The following is a 21,423-nucleotide window of genomic DNA, read 5'->3' as shown; positions in this document are numbered from 1 at the left end:
AGCCCTATTTCAATGTTCTAAATTCATATCCTTTTTCTTTTAAATACCTTATGATTCTAGGTAATGCTTTAGCCGTTTCTTCCTTACCATATGTATCATGCATCAAAAGGACTACCTTTTCAGTAGTTCCTATAGATGCTTTTGTTAACTCGAATATTTCATCTGCAGTTTTCTTTTTCCCCTCTGAATCGAAATCATAGGCATTCCAATCAATCTCATACATATTGTTTTCCTTTAATCTAGTACTAAACTCATCCAAATTAGGGTCATTATAGTGTTTTCTAGACATATATCCACCTGGCATTCTCAGAACTCTTGTATGAAAATCTTGTCCAATAATTCCTCTTATTACCTCATTGGTTTCATTAACTTCATTCATGTAGGTTCCTATATCAATCTTATTCCCAGGATATATCTTTTTTAAATCGTGGCTATATGTATGATTTCCTAAGGCATGACCATCTTCAAAAGCTCTTTTTACTATCTGCTTACTTTTTTCATCAGCTTCTACGCTTTTCCCAATTAAAAAGAAAGTTGCTTTCACTTCTTCTTCATTTAATACATCCAATATTTTAGAAGTCACCGTGACAGATGGCCCATCATCAAAAGTAAGAAAAACCATTTTTTTACCATCTTTCTTATTACTCATTAAACCCTTTAATTTTGAAATATCATAGGTATACTTATCCCCTTTTTCGTTCACATTTGACCCCTTGATAAGACCTCTATCCGTTGTACTACCTTCATTTTTAGGTTTAGTTTCTTCAACATCCTTAACTATTTCTACCCTACTAGCTTGTCCATCTTTATTATAAAAATGATTATATACCTTATAACCCCCAGAAAAACTTCCAATAATTAAGGATAATATTAAAATATTCTTTATTGTTACAAGGCCTTTGTTTTTTCGCCTATTTCTTCTTATCATTTGTGTTATTTGCATTATTTTTTCTCCTCATATAATCTAGTTATGAATTTTATCGCTTTAGTTCTCACAGGGACAATTAAAATGGCCGCCCAAAGCTTCCCATTCCCATACAGAATATCAATAACGGCTCGGGCTTCTTCTCAGCATTTCCCTATTATTTCATAGGTTCAAATTCTGGTTCAGAAGTAAAATTATTTTCATGATCAATAAATGTTATGCATACATTATTATTTTCTAAGTGTACTGAAACTGCTTAGCCATTTTGATCCTTGCTTTGTTTATAACGTACATTTATATACTATTCCTTTTTTTTAATAATTATATTAATTTCAATTGTAATTACTTGTAAATTTTTGCAGATTCATAAAATTACCCTTTTCAACCGACCTCCTAAACGACTTAGCAGTTCACTGGCAATTGTCCCAGCATTTTTAGCTAATTGTTGTGCTGTAATTTTCTCTGGGCCATCACAACCAATCAATGTAGCAATTTCATTTTTACGAGCATCAGGAATATCGGTGACATCAACCATGAGTTGATCCATACAAATCCGGCCAATTGTTGGTGCAAAGCAGCCGTGAATCAAGACATAACCCACTCCACAGGAAAGGCTTCTCGGCAGGCCATCTGCAAAACCTATAGGAAGAATGGCAACGCGTGTCTCCCTTTGTGCAATAAATTGACGGCCATAGCTGACACTTTCTCCTGTATAAATTGTTTTTACGAGTACAATTCTCGCTTTTAAAGCCAGAACAGGTTGCAAATTTATCTGCATTCTTGTTTTATTATCGGGCGAACTTAATGCACCGTATAGTGCATCTCCGATTCTGACATAATCGCATTGGAGTTCTGGATAGTTCAAGACTCCATAACTGCTTTGAATGTGAATTTTAGGTAATGTATGCCCAAGTTTCTCAAGCCGATGCAACAGTGCATAAAAACTATGAAATTGATTTATGGTAAATTCAGTATCATCTGCTTTTGTGCTATCTGCGACGCATAGATGAGTGAAAATTCCACAAACCTTCAAATTCTCGCATCCCAGGATTTTATCAATCTCCATCGTGTTGTTGCAGCGTTCACCCAAACGATGCATACCAGTATCAATTTTGATGTGAACCTGTATAAGTTTTCCGAACACATTAAGCTGTTTTGCGTGGTCATAATCGGTTATCGTCTGCATCAAATTGTAACAAAGCATTTCTCTAGACCTCTTCGGTGAGGTATAACCTAAAATCAGTATATTGCCTTCAATTCCGTGCATCCGCAAATGGATAGCCTCGTCTATTGTGGCAACGGCGAAAGATTTAACGCCCAATTGGTTTAGATTGGCTGCTACCTCCACATCGCCGTGCCCATAGGCATTGGCTTTCACAACAGCCATCAATTCGCATCCATCTGAAAGAACCTCACTTAAGGCTTTCACATTATGTTTTAAGTTGGTTAAATTGATTTCAATCCACGCTCTGTCCATATGTGTTTGTTTTGAATTAAATTCCATTCTTTTCGTTTTTTTTAAAATCATACTGCTAAGGTTCGCAGTATCTTTAGGGTCTAATGTTAGTGTCCTCATCGTCTCATCTCCAGCATTATTAGGGAATCTACAATTTTATCAAAAGTCATACCAATTCCTTTAAGCATATTGGGATAGCGGCTATGAGAAGTAAACCCGGGAATGGTATTGACTTCATTAAAAATGATATCTCTATCCGGTGTTAAAAATAGGTCTACCCGTGCAAATCCGGAACATCGCAGCGCCTGATAAATTATGACAGATGTCCGCTTGATCCGCACAGCCATATCTGCGTCAATGCGGGCAGGCATATGAATTTGGGAGGTTTTCGGGGTGTATTTTTCGATATAATCATTAAACCCATTCGACAGTTCTATCTCATCCACCTCTCCAATAGTAAGTGAATCATTGCCAAGGACAGCGCAACCAACTTCGAATCCATTGATTGCTTCCTCTATGAGGATCTTATTGTCATACTGAAAGGCGACAGCGATCGCACCTTGAAGTTCGCTCTCTTGCGAAACCTTTGTGATGCCAAGAGAGGACCCTCCACTTACGGGTTTAACAAACATTGGAAATTTTAAGGGAACAATCCGCTCCATCAGTTCTGCATCGGAAATCTTAGATCTAAGCAAAATTGATGGGGGCGTTTTTACTCCAGCCAAATGAACGATTTTATGGGCAATGTCTTTGTCCATGCACATTGCCGAGCTCAACGTGTCGCATCCTACAAAAGGGATACCAGCCATCGTCAATAAACCTTGTACTGTTCCGTCCTCACCGTTTTTTCCATGAAGGACGGGAAAAACCACATCAATTCTGGTCGCAATTATCTTATCATCATAAAACTCAAGCATCCCATGAATATGCCGATCAGGTGAAATAATAGCCGGAACACAGGCCCCAATATCCATCCATGTATTGTCACGAATTTGCTCCGGTGAACCATCATATCTCATCCAAACTCCCCACCGCGTAATACCGATTAGGATTACATCGTAATATTCCAGGTTAAGGCTTATAATAACAGAATAAGCAGATTGTAAGGAAACCTCATATTCGCTAGAACATCCCCCAAATATGATTGCAATTGTTTTCTTTTTCATTGTATTATTCTCCTTTTTCTATAATTTCTATATCATCATGCAACTGATATCCTATTTCACATATATTGTTATAAAGAAGACTATCGTAAAACTGTTGTAATTTTTCATCTGACTTTCTTTGATAAATAGATACATGCTGAAATACATTGCACCCTTTTCTATAATAGGATATATCTCGATCAAATATTTCGTACGTGAAATCTAGCTCTTTATTTGTCAAAATACAACCTTGCATATAGCTGTCATCGAATGTAATCTTTATTTGGAATATGGAATTTGTCTCATTTTTAACCTTTAAATCCAACCATCCCTCGCTGACAGTAGCATCCGTAGCTTCGGGAATATCACTTGCTTCTGATGAAAATATTTTAATATCGTGGGTATGTCGCTCTACAATTGTAAGTGGGGTGTGGATCAGCAACCAAAAAACTAAATTACTTAATTGACAAAGTCCACCACCATACTCCCCTACTATTTTTCCATCCTGTAAGACTAATCCATCTTTATAATTTTCATAACGGTCGGCTGATTTGACAAGTTGCCAAAAGGAAAAGGTTTCTCCAGGTTGTATTAAAATATTGTTAACTGTTTTGGCAGCAAGTTTTAGGTTATATACTTTATTAATTTGATATTGTAAATCAAATCCACTGTTGTCGTTTATCAACAAAGACCCTGCTTCGAATACCTTGTAGGGTAATTCATTATCTTCTTTCGTTTTCGCATAGCTGTTTTTATCAAAATACATATGTATGTAGAAGAAATTTTTTCTTTGCATTTTTCTAAGTGGCAATAAAAATGGGAATATCTGTGTAATTCTCTTCCGTGTCATATAATCTATCCTTCCATCTATTTATTTGTAATATCTTTTCCTTACTCTCTAATATTACAAGAATTAGTTTAAGAAAATTGTAATTAAATCTTAAGATTTCTTAAGATTACAATTTATTAAGCAATATAATTAAACAATAGTTTTAATTTTTTTTTGCAGCATTTTTATTGATTTTATCATTTGCATCATATGGAGATATATTCATTATTGAAAACAAATCTGAAAATAGCTTACGTACTGCTGTCTGCCCCGCATAATATTTCATTGAGTTTGGTTCCTCTATAGTAACTATTAAGCTTACCTTTGGATTACTTGAAGGGGCCATACCTACAGTTGAATTTACAGTAATTATATTTAAATACAACAATACAGTATTCTGCATTTATCATATTATAAATTAGGTAATCATTATACGAGTAGTGTTGTTAATAAGTTTTTATGGGAAGCTTATTTTTTCCCTAAGCTGTTGTACACTGTTAATGCATCGGTAATATTGTACTGCTCAGATTTGTGATTTCCCTTAGCACCGACTGTAATCAAAATATATTCTTTCCCGCCTACTTTAGCGAGACTTGCGAGGCATAGACCAGCCTTATCGGTATACCCAGTTTTTCCTCCTAAAATTTTTCCGCCACCAATATTTGAACCGTTAAGTTTTTCAAACATTGTACTGTTAAATGTTATCCCATCAGGGTGCTTATTCGTGGATTGGGTTGAATAGCTGGAAGAAGTGAAAATCTTACGGAATGTATCATTTTTAAGTGCATAGCTAAGAATTATAGTCATATCCTTAACCGTTGTATAGTGATTTTTATTGTCAAGTCCAGTCACATTGTCAAAATGGGTGTTATTCATACCGAGCTCTGCCGCCTTTTGGTTCATCATCTTTACAAAGTTCTGCTCTGAACCAGCAATTTTGTCGGCAAGCCCAATAGAACACTCCCCACCACTTGGTAGCAGCGCCCCGTATAGCAGGTCAATTGCACTGACTTGCTCATTCGGTAAGAAGCCGGCCATTGAAGCATCTGCATTGTACAGCTTTTTAAACATAGAATTAGGGAGTTCTATTTTTTCCTGCAAATTTGACAAATTTTCTATTGCAACAATTGCGGTAATTATTTTGGTCAAGGACGCAGGATTAATTTTTTCTTCACTCTTTTTCTGCATCATGATAGTGTGATCATTTAAGCAGACCAGAATCGCATGAGGACTATTCAGATTATTTGAAGATATAGAACTAGATGGGTCAGATGCTACCATTACCGAGGGCCTCAGCGTGGTTTTATTATCGCCACTCTTATCATGTAAAGATCGGCCTCCAACGATAGTAATAGATTTATATACGAGAAGGACAATGACAACCATCAATAATAATGACAAAAAAATTACTTTTGTTTTCTTCTTAGGTTTTTTAAGCATAATAAAACATCTCCTTATTTTGTGCTGGTTTTGTTTAATCACAGAAGATTGCACTTTTCTTCTCTTATGTATTATTTATTCATCACGTTTTACAGGAGTAAAATTATAAACTCCTTAATTTAATATTTTTAAAACTCATCCTTTTAACCATTTAAAGGATTGCTATTTTAATAACCTGTTTATTTTATGGTATTTACATATCTCGCCTTACCCTCAAAATATATATCTCACCTGGATGTTACCTTTCCATATCTCTGCACCTAGTTTATTATCATGTTCAAAACATATTTACTCTTCAAAGCTTGTACATTACCTTCTTCACTATCTTATTTCTAATATTACCAAAAGGAGTTTAAGAAAATTGTAATTAATTCTTAAGATTTCTTAAGATTACAATTTATTAAGAAATATTATTACAAAGCTTTGGTCCCAATTCTCATATTATAAACAACCGCTCCATAAAAAAAATAAAAAGGCTACATTCCTTTAAATTATCTTAAAGGGAATGTAGCCTTTTTATTTGGATATTTATTCTGAAGTCATAAATTGACTTTATTAAGAATTTTGCGGTAACTTCTAAATTTTTTTACCATTTTATATACCCAAAATCCTAAAATTGATCCTAAAACATTTAATATAATATCATCAATATCCAAGAACCTAAACTAAAAACTAACTGTATTATTTCAATTGATAAACTTACTGCAATTGTATAAAGAAGATATTTTTCAACTTGTTATATTCATTAAATACCTGTAGCCTAAGATGCTTTTATATTAATAGCTACAGATGTGAATTAACCTATACCATCCTTAGGTAATTCACTTTATTACTCTTATATCAGCTATTTATGGAAGCTTATTACCCGCCGCCCTATATATCTCATACCACTCAATCCTTGTTAGTTTAACCTGCGAGGCCTTACAAATATCCTTTAAACGCTTTTGGTTTGTTGTACCCACTAATGGCTGGATTTTAGCAGGATGCCTTAGAATCCAAGTAATTGCAATTGCTGTATTTGATACACCTCTAGTAGCTGCAATTTCGTTTATTTTATTGTTTAGCTCTGGGAATTTATCACCTTATTAACTATCCAAGGGCAATTTAATTATAAAAGCAGTTCTCTCATAATTGCTTTCAACAAAAATTTCACCTTCATGAAGCTCTATTATACTTTTGGTTATAGCGAGACCTAATCCTGAACCTCCAGTAAATCCTGAACGTGATTTTTCAACTCTATAGAACCTTTCAAAAATAAAAGGTACATCTATACTTGGTATTGGCTCACCATAATTAATTATCTCTATAACCGCACTATTATTTTCTTTCCTAGTACATATGTCAATATACTCAGTCCCACTACCATAGTTCATGCCATTAGAAATTAGATTTTCAAATGCCCTAGCCATTTTAACTGCATCAGCCACTATTAAGAGTTTATCCTCCGAAAAATATGTCCTACACTCTATATCTACTTTTCTAAACTCTAGCCTAAATTCCAATACCATTTGATTTATTAGTTCAATTACGTTTATTAATTCTTTATTTAATTTTAAAGTACTATTCCTCATTATAGTATACTGAAATAAATCATTGATTAAATTATTCAATCGTTTTGATTTTTCATAGGCAATATTTACATAATATCTAAGTTCAACTTCATCTTTATATTTATCCTTATCTATGAGTTCAAGATATCCTAGTATTGATGTTAATGGAGTTCGTAAATCATGAGATACATTTGTTATTAATTCATACTTTGTTTGTTCGGATCTCCGCTCTTCCTCTATTGATTTATTTAATTTTTCTATTATTTCATTCATATTTTTAGCTATTTTCCCTAGCTCTGCTTTCGATTGTTCTGGTATCTTTTTATCTATCCTACCCTCTGCTATAGCTTTTATATGTTCATCGACTTCTACAAAGTACTTAATCTTCTTGTAAAGCAATAAATGGGAATAACTTATAAAAATTATTATCCATAGTGCAATTGCTATCTTTATAAAATCGTAATGTAGCCTTGCCCTATAAATTCTATCTAAAACTTGTTGTGAATAGATTACACCTATTTCCAAAAAAAACTTCCACATAATATACATTACTGCCATTGTTAATGCTGATAATAGAAAAGCAAGTAATATATTAAAAACTACTTTTAACTCTAATTTATATATAAGTTTTCTTTTCAATTTTATACCCTACTCCCCATATAGTATGAATAAGTTTCTCACCATCTAAAACCTCATCAAGCTTATCTCTTAATTTACTCATGTGAGTCATAACTGTATTATTAGATTGATAATATTTTTCCTTCCAAACCCTTTGAAATATTTCTTCTGCACTAAAAACTCTCCCTGGATTATTAGCTAAGACGTGTAATATTTCGAACTCTGTAGAAGTTAAAGCAATAATCTTATTATATACTTCTACCCGATGAGTGGATTTTTTAATTTTAAGTGGTCCTATAACTATAATATCTCTATCTTTTAATTCGTTGCTATTTTTATCGAATTCGTAAATTCTTCTAAATATAGACTTAACTCTAACCATAAGCTCTAAAGGATTAAATGGTTTTACCATATAATCATCAGCTCCTGACAATAGCCCTTTTATTTTATCTGAATCTTGATTTTTAGCACTTAACATAATTATAGGTATATTAAGCTTCTCGCGAACTTTGTTACACACTTCTATACCATCAATTTTAGGCATCATTATATCTAGTATTATAAGATTTATATTATAATTATCTATAACCTGCAAAGCTTGTTCCCCATCATATGCTTTGTAAATATTATGTCCTTCATTGGTTAAATATATTTCAATTAAATTAACTATTTCTTTATCATCATCTACAACTAATATATTTTTACCCATATAATCACTCCATTTATTTGTTCAGATAGCATTTTGTTCAATATATAACTTCTAAGCGTACTTAAGGTTGAAACTTATACATTTTTAATAAGTATATAACTTAAAAATATATTTGTCGAACATAAATATAGAAACACAAAATATGGAGGATTTATTCCAAGTTCATTTACTAAAAACACAGGTAATATCATACCAAACATACTTTGATTATATGCTTTGATTGTTTAAGATCCTAAAAACTCCTCCAAAGTAATATCTTTTGAGTAAATTTTCTCTGAATTCTCGACACCTACATACCTTACATGCCAAGGTTCATAATTATAACCTGTAATATCTTCTTTTCCTTTTCCATATCTTATTATAAATCCAAATTTATAAGCATTCTCTTGAAGCCATTTACCTTCTTTAGTGTTTTCAAAACCTGTACTCTTTTCAGCATTAGTTATATCCATTGCTAACCCTGATTGATGCTCACTTTTACCTACCGTTGCCACATACTTATATGTATACCCTTTCCCTCTTATTTTAATACTATTTTCATATAACTCTTTTTGAGTTGCATAAGACCTATAACCAGATAATGCATAAAGTATAATTCCTTCCTCCTCACCTTTATCAAATAGTCTTTTAAGTGCATCTACTGCATTCCCTTCCATTTGCATTTCTTCATTTGACACGTTAGGATAAATTTTAACCTTTGCCACTTTTAAATTATGTGGAACATAATCCTTATCCAGAGTATTTTTTCTATTCACTAACATTAACTCTCCATCATCTACATTGCTATTGTCATTAGACATATCTTTAATAGATTCAATATAAGCATTCCTTTCAATTACATCCCCTATAACTTTTATACTACCATATTTGCTGTTTATATACATTAAGCATACAATTCCTAAAATCAAAATCACTCCGATTTTCTTCTTCACCTTAAACTCCTCCTTATTTACTTTTAAAACTTAATTTCAAGTAAATAACACATTTATTTTATTTGAAATTTTTCAACAAAGTAAAATGTATATTCCTTACTTTCTTATATTACAAAAAGGAGTTTAAGAAAATTGTAATTAAACCTTAAGATTTCTTAAGATTACGGTATGATTATCTTTATGTAGAATACAGCTACACCTTCAAGCTTCATTATTATGTATAAGTAAACAATAAAAAATGGTTAATTTAAACATTTTAGTATTTATTGAATCAATCATTACATACAAATCTTTAGGATAATATATTTCTTTAAAGGACAATATATTAATGAATTAAAATTATTAATATATGGAGGTATTATATATGAGCATACTTGATGGATTTTTTGAAAAAGGTGATTCCGCTGTCAAAAAAACTACTGATGATACCGCAAACCTTAGTCTGCGCAAAGAAGAGCTTGATATTTCGAAAAGCAGAGTACAAAAAGGTGATGTAGAAATTAGTAAGGAAATTTTAGAAGAACATAAAAAAGTTGAAGTACCCGTAATACGTGAAGAAGTAGTAATTGAAAGAAGAACCTTAAACAATGAAGCAAGTGATTCCCCTATTACTAGTGAAGAAACCATTAACATTCCTGTAAGTGAGGAGAAAGTTAATGTAGGTAAACATACAGTAATAACAGGTGAAATTTCAGCTCATAAACACGAAATTGAAAATACAGTGCATATAGATGAGACCCTTAAACGAGAAGAAGCTCGAATAAATAAAATTGGTGATGTCAATATAATTGACAATGGAACCGATCAAAAACAATAAATTAGAAAACACCTCACTAATGGCTCGTGAGGTGTTTTTCAAGATAAGTGGAGGGAAAAAGCATGGCAATGGATTCCACAGAAAACAAAAACGGTAAATATATGCCAAAAGCAGCTGCTTTGAAACAAAGCATATGTGACCCTAATAAAAATGTTACCCTTAAAATTAAAGAAGAACAACTTGATATCTCTAAAGAGTGGATGCAAACAGGAGATGTTAAGATTTATAGAGAGTCTTCTACGCTACAAAAAAGTTTTACTGTGCCTGTTGAACTCGTAGATCTTGTAATAGAACATACAATTCCTGCAGATATTACTACAAAACACAAAGATATGCATACAGAAGTAATACGCATCCCTCTTAGTGAAGAAAGTATCGAATTTACAAGGCACAAAGTTACTTTAGAAGATGTATCCATATATAAACAGAAGATACAAGATATAAAAATCATTGAAGCAACATTAAAAAGAGAAGAAGCTAAAGTTAAGATATCTGGCTCCCTAAGAATTAAAGACTAATTAAGTTTAAAGCGCTTTTAATTTCTAAATTTTATGTTACTTTTTCAAAGATTGAAAATATCCACATAAGTATATTAGGATGAATAGCTCTAGAATCTAGAAATTAAACCATCACCGTGTTATTGAAAACTCACTGTGATGGTTATTCCCATATCTTTCAATACAATACCTTATTTAATCGCATCTATATGTTCTATATTCCTTATAGATAGATACGCAATAAATCCTCCTATAATAGAAAGTGCTATTGATATTGAAATAATATTACTTAATGAGACCCCCCCCATATCGGAGCATACAATAGATACTATTAATATTGAAGATACTATCGTAGTAGGTACCGATTTTTTTCTCATCCCAAAATATAGAGGGATTAGTCCCATACCGGTAGAAGCTAAAGCATTAATACCAATAGTCATAAAACTCCTTATTATTGTGGAACTGGTTAATTTATCAGGCGTAAAATTGTAAAAGTTATTAATAATGCATAAAACAAGATCTATAAAAATATTAGATAAAACTGTAGATATAAAGGTGAATAATACAACAACAAGTAATTTAGCCATAATCAATTTTTTTCTACTTATAGGATACATAAACAATACCGTAATTGTATTGCTTTTATATTCTTCAATTATGAACCTAGCAATAAGCACTGAAGCAAATATTGTGAAATTAGCTTTTACCATTCTATCAACCATAGAAAAAGTAAAAAGAATGCTAGTAAACTCTATTTCCCCTTCATGTTTGGATACAAAAATTATTGCTACTAACATAGCTATTATAATTATGTTTGCGATTATCGCTCCTTTTATATACCCCCCCATCTTAACCTTCTTCATTTCTAATTTCATTAATTTAAACATCCATGTCATCTCCATGTAATAAATTTCAAAAGTGTATTTCCTATTTTTTATACCTCTAAATCTACTTGTAGTTCCTTAATCAAGTTCCTTCTAACAACCTGCACTCATTACTGTACTTACCCTTACCATCATTGATAAATGCAAGAGGTTTCAACTTCATTTATTCCTCTCCTAATATACAAATTTGCTAAATATTATTTAATCAAATCTATATGTTCTATATTCCTTATAGTTAGATACGCAATAAATACTCCTACAATAGAAAGTGCTATTGGTATTGCAATAATATCACTTAATGAGTACCCTCCATTATTAGAACATACAATAGATACTATTAATATTGAAGATATTATTGTAGTAGGTACCGATTTTTTTCTCATCCCAAAATATATAGGAATTAGTCCCATACCGCTAGATGCTAAAGCATTAATACCAATAGTCATAAAACTCCTTATTATTGTGGAACTGGTTAATTTATCAGACGTAAAATTGTAAAAGTTATTAATAATGCATAAAACAAAATCTATAAAGATATTAGATAAAACTGTAGATATAAAAGTGAATAACACCACAATGAGCAGTTTAGCTATGATCAACTTTTTTCTACTTATAGGATACATAAACAATACCGTAATTGTATTGCTCTTATATTCTTCAATTATGAACCTGGCAATAAGCACTGAAGCAAATATTATAAAAGTAGCTTTTACCGTGGTATCAACCATTGAAAAAGTAAAAGGAAGGCTAGTAAAGTCTATGTCCCCTACATTTTTTGATACAACAATTGTCATTGCGAATATAGCTATTATAACTATATTTGCGATTATGGCTCCTTTTATATATCCCCCCATCTTAACCTTTTTCATTTCTAATTTCATTAATTTAAACATCCATGTCACCTCCATTTAACAAGTTTAAGAAGTGTTCTTCTAATGAACTGTTTTTCTTAGTTATTTCTTCAATGAGAACATCATTTAAAACTAAGGTTTTAGATATAATGCTTTGTGGTACTGTAGCTTCATATATCCTTATTACACCAATATCCAGAACTTTAAAATTGGATATATTAAGATTGTTTGATAAAATATACGACGCTTTTTTGTAATCTTTAGTAACCAGTTCTATATATTCTGTATTACTTTCTCTGATGCTTTGCATAGAAACTTCCTCTATTAATCTACCACTATTTATAACTCCTATGGTATCCGCTATTTGCTCAATTTCTCCTAAACTATGACTAGATAACAATATAGTTATTCCGTACTCCTTACTCAACATTTTAAATAAATTTCTTAAATCCTTAATGCCTATTGGGTCAAGTCCATTGATAGGTTCGTCTAGTATTAATAATTCTGGCTTGGTTGTGATTGCTCTTGCAATTCCAAGCCTTTGCTTCATACCAAGAGAAAAATCTTTAACTAGTTTATTATCAATATTTTTTAGATTTACAAGATCTATCGCTTTATCAATTGCTCCCTTATCGTGGTAACCCATGTACCCACAGTGAAGCTCCAAATTTTCTCTGGCTGTAAGCCTTTCATAAAACACGGGATATTCAATGATAGAACCAAGTCTTTTTAAAACCTCATAAGAGGTATCTGTAAGCTTTTCGCCGAAAATTTCAACTTCACCACTTGTAGGCTTAACTAGATTTGTCATTATCTTCATAATTGTTGTTTTCCCTGCACCATTTGGTCCTAGAAATCCATAAATTTCACCCTTTTTAATATTCATATTCACATTTGCTACCACTTCTTTGCCATTATATGTTTTAGTCAAATTACTAGTTTTTAGTATATATTCCATTTTGTCTCCCCCTTCAACCACTTTCCATATTTATATTATAGCAATTGAACTTCTCTTTTTTATTACTTAAATCTTACAAAATTCTTAAGTCTTTTCTAAAAAAAGGTGCCCTATCTTTATAGTGGTACTATAGACAGGTCACCTTGCTTTTCATAATCATTAATAGGTTATTCTTTTTAATTTAAAAATAAATGACGTTTTCTCATAAGGTTTGCTCTCGAGGATTATCTCTCCCTCTAATTTTTCTACAAGTCTTTTAGTTATTGTAAGACCAAGACCACTGCCCTGATACAGTTTATTTCTTGAATCCTCAAGGGTGTACATTCTTTCAAATACCCTATCTTTATGTGTTTCACTAATGCCTTTCCCCTTATCCCAAACCTCTACATATACATACTCCTCATCACTTCTAAGTGTTAATCCTAAAACCATTCCATCGTTTCCATATTTAATGGCATTTGAAATGAAATTATTTATAATTCTATCTAACGCCTCTTCATTTCCTAGACAATAAATGTTGTTTTTTGGAATATCAATAATAACCTCAAAGCCTTTATTAGTTAAAATATCATAAAAAGCTAATATGTTTTTTTTGCAAACCTCATTAATATTAATTCTTGTTAGTGGGATATCCGTGTCCCCTGACTCTAGCTTTGATAAGTCAAAGAACTTATTAATGAGCTTCATCACTTCTTTTGTTTTATTTTCAACCTTTGATAATAAGAAATTTCTTTCTTCGCTGCTTATATCGCTGTCCAGTTTTATTGTTTCAATATACCCAAGCACCACTGTAAGTGGTGTTTTTAAATCATGAGAGATATTTGAAAGCATTTTCTTCATTGTTATTTCAGCCTTCAAATAATCTGCTAGTATTTTTTGATTATGGTCTAAAACCCTGTTAATCTCTATTAAAATAGGTATAATTTCTTTATCGTCAGTAAAGACTAAAAGCTTTTCACTGGTGTTGCTTTTTATAATATTGTTTAACTTTTCATGAATGTACTTTAAATTGTCACTTCTATGTTTTTTGGATTTATGCTGAATGTAAATGATACCTAATAAAATAACTATTACTATTAATAAAAAAATAATCATTTTAAAATTCTCCTAATTTGTAGCCTATGCCCCATAAGGTTTTAAGATATTTAGGCTCTGAAGGATTGTCCTCTATTTTCTCTCTTAATCTTCTCATATGTACATTTATAACATTCTCATCTCCAAAATATTCATCATTCCAAACAACACTGTAGATTTGTGCTTTAGTAAAAACTCTATTTGGATTCGAAATGAATAGTCTTAAAATATCAAATTCTTTTGAAGTCAGCTGTAGATTTACACCCTTTTTAGTAACTGAATAGTTTTTCAAATTAACAGTAAGGTGGTTAACATTAATAATAGTCACTTCTTCTTTCTTATCGTTTTTAGCATATTGATTGGCACGTCTTATCCCTGCCTTAATCCTTGCACAAAGCTCTATCATTGAAAAAGGCTTTGTGATATAGTCATCAGCACCGAGTCCCAGTCCTACAGCCGTGTCTACATCACTGTCCTTTGCTGACATAATTAAAATAGGTATTAAGCTTGTTTCTCTTACAATTTTCATAACTTCCATTCCATCAAGCCTCGGCATCATTATATCAAGAACAATTAAATCAAAGGAATTATTTAAAAACTTACCTACTCCTTCTTCCCCATTGAAAGCAGTAGTTATGTTAAAACCCTCTTTTATTAGGTAATTCTCAACCATTTCACTAATAGCTATATCATCTTCAACAAGTAGAATTCTATTTTCCATAAAAGTGACACCTCTTTTTTTATAAATATTTATAACTTTATTATAACTTAGTTATCAGTGTAAATAAATACCTGTAAATTTACACATTCATTGTTCTCTCTTTCAATAGAAAATACAATGACTAACACCTAATTTGATTATGCAAAATATTTATTTTTCTATAATATATCTTTCAAAAAATTCATTTACATTCATCCCTGTTTCTTCTTCCATCTTTTTATTTAGTTCATCATTCATTTTTATCATGTTTTCCATATATTTTTTATAATCTTCATTAAGAATAGTCAAATATTCACTAAATTTCGTGTGAAAACGCCCAAATTCTTTAGAATAATCATCGCAAAATGAACCGAATTCGTTCACTTGTTCCTTTTCTTTTTCATCTTCTTTTAACAATAGGTAACTGTCCTTAATCCTTTTTATATACCCTTTAATGTATGCTTTATCATAATTTATTATATTTTTAATGCCGGACAAATGTCTTCTCTTATCTTCTTCTGAAATACCTTCATTTTCAAGCTTATTTTCAAGTTCCTTAAAATAGTTATTATCCAAAAAAAATTCTTCGGTATTTATTTCATCCAATTCCTCCACAAGTTTTAACCACACTCTTCTTTTTCCCTCGTTATCAATAACAATATTCAAAAATGGTTCAAAGTTCATAATAAGACTTTCACCAAATATTCCTGGGAATATTCTACTAAGAGCATTTGAAATATATTCTTTCTTTTCACCTATGGACAATTCTAATGTTTCCCTAAGCAGCTTTATATGTTCTCCCGCAGCGTCATAATCAGTTAAATTTTTCTCTATAATATTTAAAATAATTAGTCTACTTTTCTCTAAATTTTCAATATCTTTATCTATTCTAGAAAGCGCTTGCGCCATAACTTCGGGAATACTTTTGTTACCAGAAGTCACAGTTTTGATTTGTGCAATGGGAATACCCAACGTTCTAAGCGCTCCTATTAAATTAAGCTTTATGACATCTTGACAAGTGTACTCTCTATAGTTATTTTGAATATTTTTTAAAGGCATAATTAACCCTTCACTTTCGTAATACTTTATTGCCCTTTTGGTTAATCCAGTTTTTTCAGCAGCATCTTTTATGTTCATGCGTCACCCCTCCCTTATAATAATTCAATTTTAAACCTGACAGTGAGGTACATGTCAATTCTTTTTATAGTATTGTTAAATAATCTAGAGATTTACCCTCATTATTATTAATGTTACAATTATACTAAACAAGGCAAATTTTACTGGAAATTTTCAGATTTCTATTATATATAATATTAGGCGAAACTAACCATTGATGTTTCACCTTATTTTAGGGGTGTAAAAAATGTATAAGATAATGATAGTTGAAGATGATAAACCACTGTGCACTAACATGAATGAAATGTTGATAAAGTGGGGGTTTGATGCAATGCCTGTGGATAACTTTGAGAACATAACTGCAGAGTTTGCTCGCAACAATCCAGATTTGGTTATTATGGATGTAAATCTACCTTGCTTTGATGGATTTTACTGGTGTAATAAGCTTCGCGAAGTATCAAAGGTGCCTATAATATTCGTTTCTTCAAGGGATACGAATATGGATATTATCATGGCCATGAATACCGGTGGTGATGAATATATAACCAAGCCTTTTTCAATGGATATTTTAATTGCTAAAATAAATGCATTGCTTAGAAGAGCCTATTCTTATGGTGAGCAAACTTCTGATTTAGTAGAATGTGATGGAGTAATCCTAAACTTAATTGAAAATACTCTAATGCATAAAGAAGCGAAAATTGAGCTGACAAAAAATGAATTCAAAGTAATGCTACTTCTTATGAAAAACAGGGGTAAGACCATATCTCGCGAGAGGATAATGAGGGCACTTTGGGATGATGATAATTTTATTAATGACAATACTCTTACAGTAAACATTAACAGGCTCCGCGAGAAACTTTGCGGTATTGGCCTCAATGATTTTATAGTTACTAAAAAAGGATATGGGTACATGATACTATGACTATAATGACATATATTAAAAATTCAGCCTTAAAAATATTATATTTCATCTGTATTTTGTTTACTATAAATCTAATCCTATTAAGCAGCAATCCTATTGATGCACAATTTACCGATATAGCATACATGGATTTTTTGCTCCTTTTTATATCATTAATCTTTACATTTATTGATTATAAAAGGTGGGCATACAGTTACAAAGGGATTTGCGAAGCTATAAATAATAAAGATAAAGTAGATACAAGATTACCAAGTAGCAGTTACTATTTTGAAGTTCAGCTTATAAAAGATATAGTCAAACTCAAAAATGTTGAAATGGAAGAAAAAGTTCAAGAAGTAAAGTCAGACCTTGATGAAATGAATGATTATATAACAAAGTGGGTTCATGAAATAAAAATACCTGTTTCGGTATGTGAGCTCATCGCTGGTAAAATAGAGGAAATAACTATGTCAGAGCAGCTTATACTCGAATTTAATCGAATAAATTTCCTTATTAACCAGGTCCTTTATACAAGTAGATCATCTAGCTATTCGGAAGATTTACAAATCAATGAAATTAACATTGAAACTCTGATAAAAAAAGTCGTTAGAAGAAATGCTACACTTTTCATATCAAAAAACATAAGTTTAGAACTTGGGAATCTAAACTACACTGTTACGACAGATGAAAAATGGCTCTCATATATTGTTGATCAGCTTATTAATAATGCCTGCAAATATGTACCTAATGATGGTAAACTAACTATTTGTGTTAATGAAGAATCGAAAGTTATTGTACTTCATGTTAAAGATAATGGTATTGGAATAAAAGAAAAAGACATAAAAAGAATATTTGACAGGGGTTTTACAGGAGAAAACGGAAGAATCTTAGCAAAATCCACAGGCATGGGTTTATATTTATCTAAAAAAATGGCTCATAAATTAAATCATGATATATATGTTAAATCTGAGGAAGAAAAGGGTACAGAGTTTAGTGTGTTTTTTTTATAAACTATCAGATTACGCAAAGGTTACATAAATGTAACCTTAAAACATTAAATGTAACTTAAATTCGATGGCAGGAAGCGAGGTCAATAGGTAGAATAAAGGTAAGCTTTTATTTTATGAGGAGGATTTTTATGAGTATTGTTATTGAAACTAAAAATTTAAAGAAAGTTTATGGCTTAAAAGGTATGGCGTCTAACGCTTTAGACGGACTTGATTTGCAAGTTGAAAAGGGTGAATTTCTAGGCATAATGGGACCTTCCGGGTCAGGTAAAACCACTCTTTTAAATATTATTTCTACCATTGATGAACCTACTAGTGGGAGCTATTTCTTTGAAGAAAATGACATGAAAAGAATTAAGGGACGTGACCTTGCAACTTTTAGAAAAAACAAGATAGGCTTTATATTTCAGGATTTTAACCTCTTAGACACAATGTCTGTTCAGGATAATATAGCCCTTCCTCTTGCCCTTAGTAAAGTAAATCATGATGAAATAATAAAAAAGGTAAATGAGATTGCTGGCTTTTTAGGCCTAAAGGATCATCTAAGCAAATATCCATATCAGCTTTCTGGCGGTCAAAAGCAAAGAACCGCTGCAGCTAGGGCTCTTATAACTTCACCTTCGGTTATATTTGCAGACGAACCTACAGGGGCCTTGGATTCGAAATCGGCAGCAGAACTTCTGCAATGCCTTACAGACCTAAATGAGAAATTTAAAACTACTATAATAATGGTGACTCATGATGCGTTTGCTGCAAGCTATTGCAGACGAATAATGTTTATAAAAGATGGAAAGATTCATGCAAAACTTGATAAAAATCAAGGAAGAAAAGAGTTTTTTAAGCGAATTATGGACATGGGTGCATCAATGAGTGGCGATACAGATTATTACGGACAAAGGGAAGAAAATAGGAGGGCTTTTTAATGAATTCCTTCAGCATAGCTTTCGATAATTTTAAGAGAAACATAAAAGTCTACAGTCTATATATAATGTCTATGATTTTTTCAGTGCTTGTTTTCTACAATTTTGTAGCACTGAAATATAATCCAGATTTTCAAAAAGCTAATGAAACTAGTTATTATATTAAAGACGTATCAAGTTCAGTTTCTTGGTTGCTACTTTTATTTATTATATTTTTCATCTGGTTTTCAAGTTCTTTCTTTTTAAATCAAAGAAAAAAAGAAATAGGAATTTATGCTTTTATGGGCGTCTCCAATTCTCAAATAGCACTTATTTATTCTATAGAACTTATTTTTATGGGAATAACTGCAACAGCAGTTGGGCTTTTACTTGGAATTATCTTTTGTAAGCTGTTTCTAATGATGCTGGCTAAAGTAGCTCTATTAAACATGAAAATAGGTTTTTTCATATCTACTAAAGCAATAATTCAAACTTCCATCACATTTTTTGTAATCTTCTTTTTAAATGCAGTTTTAGGTTATATAAACATATCTAGAAGTAAGTTAATTGACTTGTTTAATGCAACTAAACGAGAAGAAAAACTTCCAAGGGCTAATTATGTAAAAGGTTTGTTGTCTATAATATTCATATTTACGGGATATTACTTTGCAAGAAATGCTATTGGTATGAAATTTACTGCAAACCTACCTCCTGCCATTATATTTGTAGTAATAGGTACCTGTTGGTTTTTTGGCTCTGTGTATTCTATAATAATGAAATTTATAATAAACAGAAAGAAAATATTATATAATGGAGTAAATATAGTATGCATGTCTAACATTGCCTTTAGGATAAAAAATAACTATCGAACTTTAGCGGCAGTTGCCATATTAGCTACAATTACTTTAACTTCTTATGGAACAGTAGCATCTCTTAAGTATTTTATTGGAATAAGAGATTATATACAATCTCCTTATGAAATTTCCTATGTTTCTTCTGAAAAAACAGTTAAGCAGCAGGTAAGAGACAAGTTAAAGGAATATAAAAAAGATATAATCCTTGAAGAAAACACTGAATTTCTTATTATAAAACCTCACGTTTATGTAGAAACCAAATTGAAGGATTCAGAAACAGTAGCCTTAAAATATTCAGATTTTATAAAAATAAGTTCTGACCTAGAAGCAAAGAACATTAATGATTTTAAAAAAGAGACCTTGTCCAGTGGCGAAACAATATATGTAGCACCACCTACTGTAGTAATGAGTCTTTATGATTATAAAAATGAAAAAGCTTCTATAAATAATAAGGACTATACTATAAAGAATACACTTAAAACTCCTGTTTTTGGTATTGGCATACCCACATCATGTCTTATATTAAATGATGAAGACTATGATTTCCTTAAGGCTACTTCTGACACATATCAGTTTAATGGGATAAAAATAAATAATACAGACAATATGAAATTGCTAAAACAGGAATTATACAAGATTAATTCACCTAAAGAGCCTTCGCGTGAAAATGTGAGTGAGAACATATCTTCTTTCCGTGAATTATTCACAACTAATTCAATTAAAGATTCTTTACGTGTAAATGCCAGCAAGGATACATCTTCTTACAATATTTTTGGAATAATTTATTTCCTTGGAGCTTTTCTTTCACTAGTTTTCATAATTGCAACAGGAAGCATAATATATTTCAAAATTGTAAGTGAAGCCTATTTAGATAAAAATAAATATGTTTTATTAAAAAGGCTTGGAATGACAGAGAAAGAAATTTTCAAAGCTACTGCAATACAAATAGGAATGTCCTATCTGTTGCCTTTAGTTGTTGGCATAATCCACAGCTGCGTTGCAATGTCTGTTTTAAGCAAACTTATGAATTATAACATAATAGTACCCGCTATCAGTAGCATTATTATTTTTGTAGCTGTATATATTGTTTACTTTATTGCTACTACAAGGAAGTATATGAAGATAGTTATGTAAATGGTTTTTTTATTATGGACATGAAAATAGATTAGCACATTGACTTGTTATTTATTTAAATGCCCTCTCATTTTTAAAATAAATAGAAGTAGGGAGTCATTCATCCTGTAATCACTTTACAGCTTCT

Annotated in this window: 21 protein-coding genes and 1 pseudogene; 6 read left to right on the top strand and 16 right to left on the bottom strand. The window is 31.3% G+C overall.

The window, feature by feature from the left end; all coding sequences use genetic code 11:
- Window positions 1-4: 4 nt before the first annotated feature.
- From ACWJKE_RS13740 to ACWJKE_RS13695, 10 genes and pseudogenes are all read right to left on the bottom strand, one after another.
- Complete coding sequence (locus ACWJKE_RS13740) at window positions 5-943, bottom strand: polysaccharide deacetylase family protein (RefSeq protein ID WP_462958898.1); 939 nt, start codon at window positions 941-943, stop codon at window positions 5-7.
- Window positions 944-1,289: 346 nt separating this feature from the next.
- Window positions 1,290-2,501 (bottom strand): serine racemase VanT catalytic subunit, encoded by a 1,212-nt coding sequence (gene vanT, locus ACWJKE_RS13735; protein ID WP_220319872.1) that lies wholly within the window; start codon window positions 2,499-2,501, stop codon window positions 1,290-1,292.
- Window positions 2,498-3,547 carry a D-alanine--D-serine ligase VanG gene (gene vanG, locus ACWJKE_RS13730; RefSeq protein ID WP_220286261.1) on the bottom strand — a complete coding sequence of 350 codons (1,050 nt, stop codon included), beginning with the start codon at window positions 3,545-3,547 and terminating at the stop codon, window positions 2,498-2,500. The genes vanT and vanG overlap by 4 nt, the downstream gene beginning before the upstream one ends.
- Window positions 3,548-3,551: 4 nt before the next feature.
- Entirely contained in the window at window positions 3,552-4,376 is an 825-nt protein-coding gene (vanW, locus tag ACWJKE_RS13725) for a glycopeptide resistance accessory protein VanW (protein ID WP_462958897.1), read from the bottom strand.
- A gap of 142 nt (window positions 4,377-4,518) precedes the next feature.
- Entirely contained in the window at window positions 4,519-4,758 is a 240-nt protein-coding gene (locus ACWJKE_RS13720; RefSeq protein ID WP_462958896.1) for a hypothetical protein, read from the bottom strand.
- Window positions 4,759-4,823: 65 nt separating this feature from the next.
- Window positions 4,824-5,795 carry a D-alanyl-D-alanine carboxypeptidase family protein gene (locus ACWJKE_RS13715; RefSeq protein ID WP_462952658.1) on the bottom strand — a complete coding sequence of 324 codons (972 nt, stop codon included), beginning with the start codon at window positions 5,793-5,795 and terminating at the stop codon, window positions 4,824-4,826.
- A gap of 848 nt (window positions 5,796-6,643) precedes the next feature.
- Window positions 6,644-6,874: pseudogene (locus tag ACWJKE_RS13710) on the bottom strand (aldo/keto reductase); the annotation flags it as partial.
- 6 nt (window positions 6,875-6,880) lie between these two features.
- The gene (locus ACWJKE_RS13705; RefSeq protein ID WP_462952657.1) at window positions 6,881-7,984 is read right to left on the bottom strand and encodes a sensor histidine kinase; all 1,104 of its coding nucleotides are present in this window, start codon (window positions 7,982-7,984) and stop codon (window positions 6,881-6,883) included.
- The gene (locus tag ACWJKE_RS13700) at window positions 7,962-8,672 is read right to left on the bottom strand and encodes a response regulator transcription factor (protein ID WP_462952656.1); all 711 of its coding nucleotides are present in this window, start codon (window positions 8,670-8,672) and stop codon (window positions 7,962-7,964) included. The genes ACWJKE_RS13705 and ACWJKE_RS13700 overlap by 23 nt, the downstream gene beginning before the upstream one ends.
- Window positions 8,673-8,896: 224 nt before the next feature.
- Entirely contained in the window at window positions 8,897-9,604 is a 708-nt protein-coding gene (locus tag ACWJKE_RS13695; protein ID WP_220286256.1) for a M15 family metallopeptidase, read from the bottom strand.
- A 364-nt stretch (window positions 9,605-9,968) separates the two neighbouring features.
- Here ACWJKE_RS13695 and ACWJKE_RS13690 point away from each other — a divergent pair, with 364 nt between their 5' ends.
- Window positions 9,969-10,421 carry a YsnF/AvaK domain-containing protein gene (locus ACWJKE_RS13690; protein ID WP_216302062.1) on the top strand — a complete coding sequence of 151 codons (453 nt, stop codon included), beginning with the start codon at window positions 9,969-9,971 and terminating at the stop codon, window positions 10,419-10,421.
- A 62-nt stretch (window positions 10,422-10,483) separates the two neighbouring features.
- Complete coding sequence (locus tag ACWJKE_RS13685; protein ID WP_253198099.1) at window positions 10,484-10,939, top strand: YsnF/AvaK domain-containing protein; 456 nt, start codon at window positions 10,484-10,486, stop codon at window positions 10,937-10,939.
- A gap of 170 nt (window positions 10,940-11,109) precedes the next feature.
- Here the strand turns inward: ACWJKE_RS13685 and ACWJKE_RS13680 are convergent, their stop codons facing one another.
- The 6 genes from ACWJKE_RS13680 to ACWJKE_RS13655 all read right to left on the bottom strand — a co-directional run bounded on the left by ACWJKE_RS13680 (window position 11,110) and on the right by ACWJKE_RS13655 (window position 16,522).
- Window positions 11,110-11,805 (bottom strand): ABC transporter permease, encoded by a 696-nt coding sequence (locus ACWJKE_RS13680; RefSeq protein WP_462958895.1) that lies wholly within the window; start codon window positions 11,803-11,805, stop codon window positions 11,110-11,112.
- Between the two features lie 194 nt (window positions 11,806-11,999).
- Window positions 12,000-12,695 (bottom strand): ABC transporter permease, encoded by a 696-nt coding sequence (locus tag ACWJKE_RS13675; protein WP_220286255.1) that lies wholly within the window; start codon window positions 12,693-12,695, stop codon window positions 12,000-12,002.
- Entirely contained in the window at window positions 12,688-13,611 is a 924-nt protein-coding gene (locus tag ACWJKE_RS13670; protein WP_220286254.1) for an ABC transporter ATP-binding protein, read from the bottom strand. The genes ACWJKE_RS13675 and ACWJKE_RS13670 overlap by 8 nt, the downstream gene beginning before the upstream one ends.
- Window positions 13,612-13,770: 159 nt before the next feature.
- A complete protein-coding gene (locus ACWJKE_RS13665; RefSeq protein WP_462958894.1) occupies window positions 13,771-14,706 on the bottom strand; it encodes a sensor histidine kinase in 936 nt (311 codons plus the stop codon).
- 1 nt (window position 14,707) lies between these two features.
- Complete coding sequence (locus tag ACWJKE_RS13660; RefSeq protein ID WP_462958893.1) at window positions 14,708-15,406, bottom strand: response regulator transcription factor; 699 nt, start codon at window positions 15,404-15,406, stop codon at window positions 14,708-14,710.
- 150 nt (window positions 15,407-15,556) lie between these two features.
- A complete protein-coding gene (locus ACWJKE_RS13655) occupies window positions 15,557-16,522 on the bottom strand; it encodes a MerR family transcriptional regulator (protein ID WP_462958892.1) in 966 nt (321 codons plus the stop codon).
- A gap of 226 nt (window positions 16,523-16,748) precedes the next feature.
- Between ACWJKE_RS13655 and ACWJKE_RS13650 the strand changes: the two genes are divergently transcribed.
- From ACWJKE_RS13650 to ACWJKE_RS13635, 4 genes are all read left to right on the top strand, one after another.
- Window positions 16,749-17,423: a response regulator transcription factor gene (locus ACWJKE_RS13650; protein ID WP_462958891.1), complete on the top strand. Its 675-nt coding sequence runs from the start codon at window positions 16,749-16,751 to the stop codon at window positions 17,421-17,423.
- Window positions 17,420-18,412, top strand: coding sequence for a sensor histidine kinase (locus tag ACWJKE_RS13645; RefSeq protein WP_253198104.1), 993 nt, complete (start codon window positions 17,420-17,422; stop codon window positions 18,410-18,412). Before ACWJKE_RS13650 ends, ACWJKE_RS13645 begins: the two co-directional genes overlap by 4 nt.
- Window positions 18,413-18,540: 128 nt before the next feature.
- Window positions 18,541-19,332, top strand: a complete 792-nt coding sequence (locus ACWJKE_RS13640) for an ABC transporter ATP-binding protein (protein ID WP_462958890.1) — start codon at window positions 18,541-18,543, stop codon at window positions 19,330-19,332.
- Window positions 19,332-21,296: an FtsX-like permease family protein gene (locus tag ACWJKE_RS13635; protein ID WP_462958889.1), complete on the top strand. Its 1,965-nt coding sequence runs from the start codon at window positions 19,332-19,334 to the stop codon at window positions 21,294-21,296. Before ACWJKE_RS13640 ends, ACWJKE_RS13635 begins: the two co-directional genes overlap by 1 nt.
- Window positions 21,297-21,423: the final 127 nt, after the last annotated feature.

Source organism: Clostridium sp. CM036 (assembly GCF_055081135.1).
Note: the sequence above shows the minus strand (reverse complement) of the source record. Positions and strands in the feature narration are given on the sequence as shown.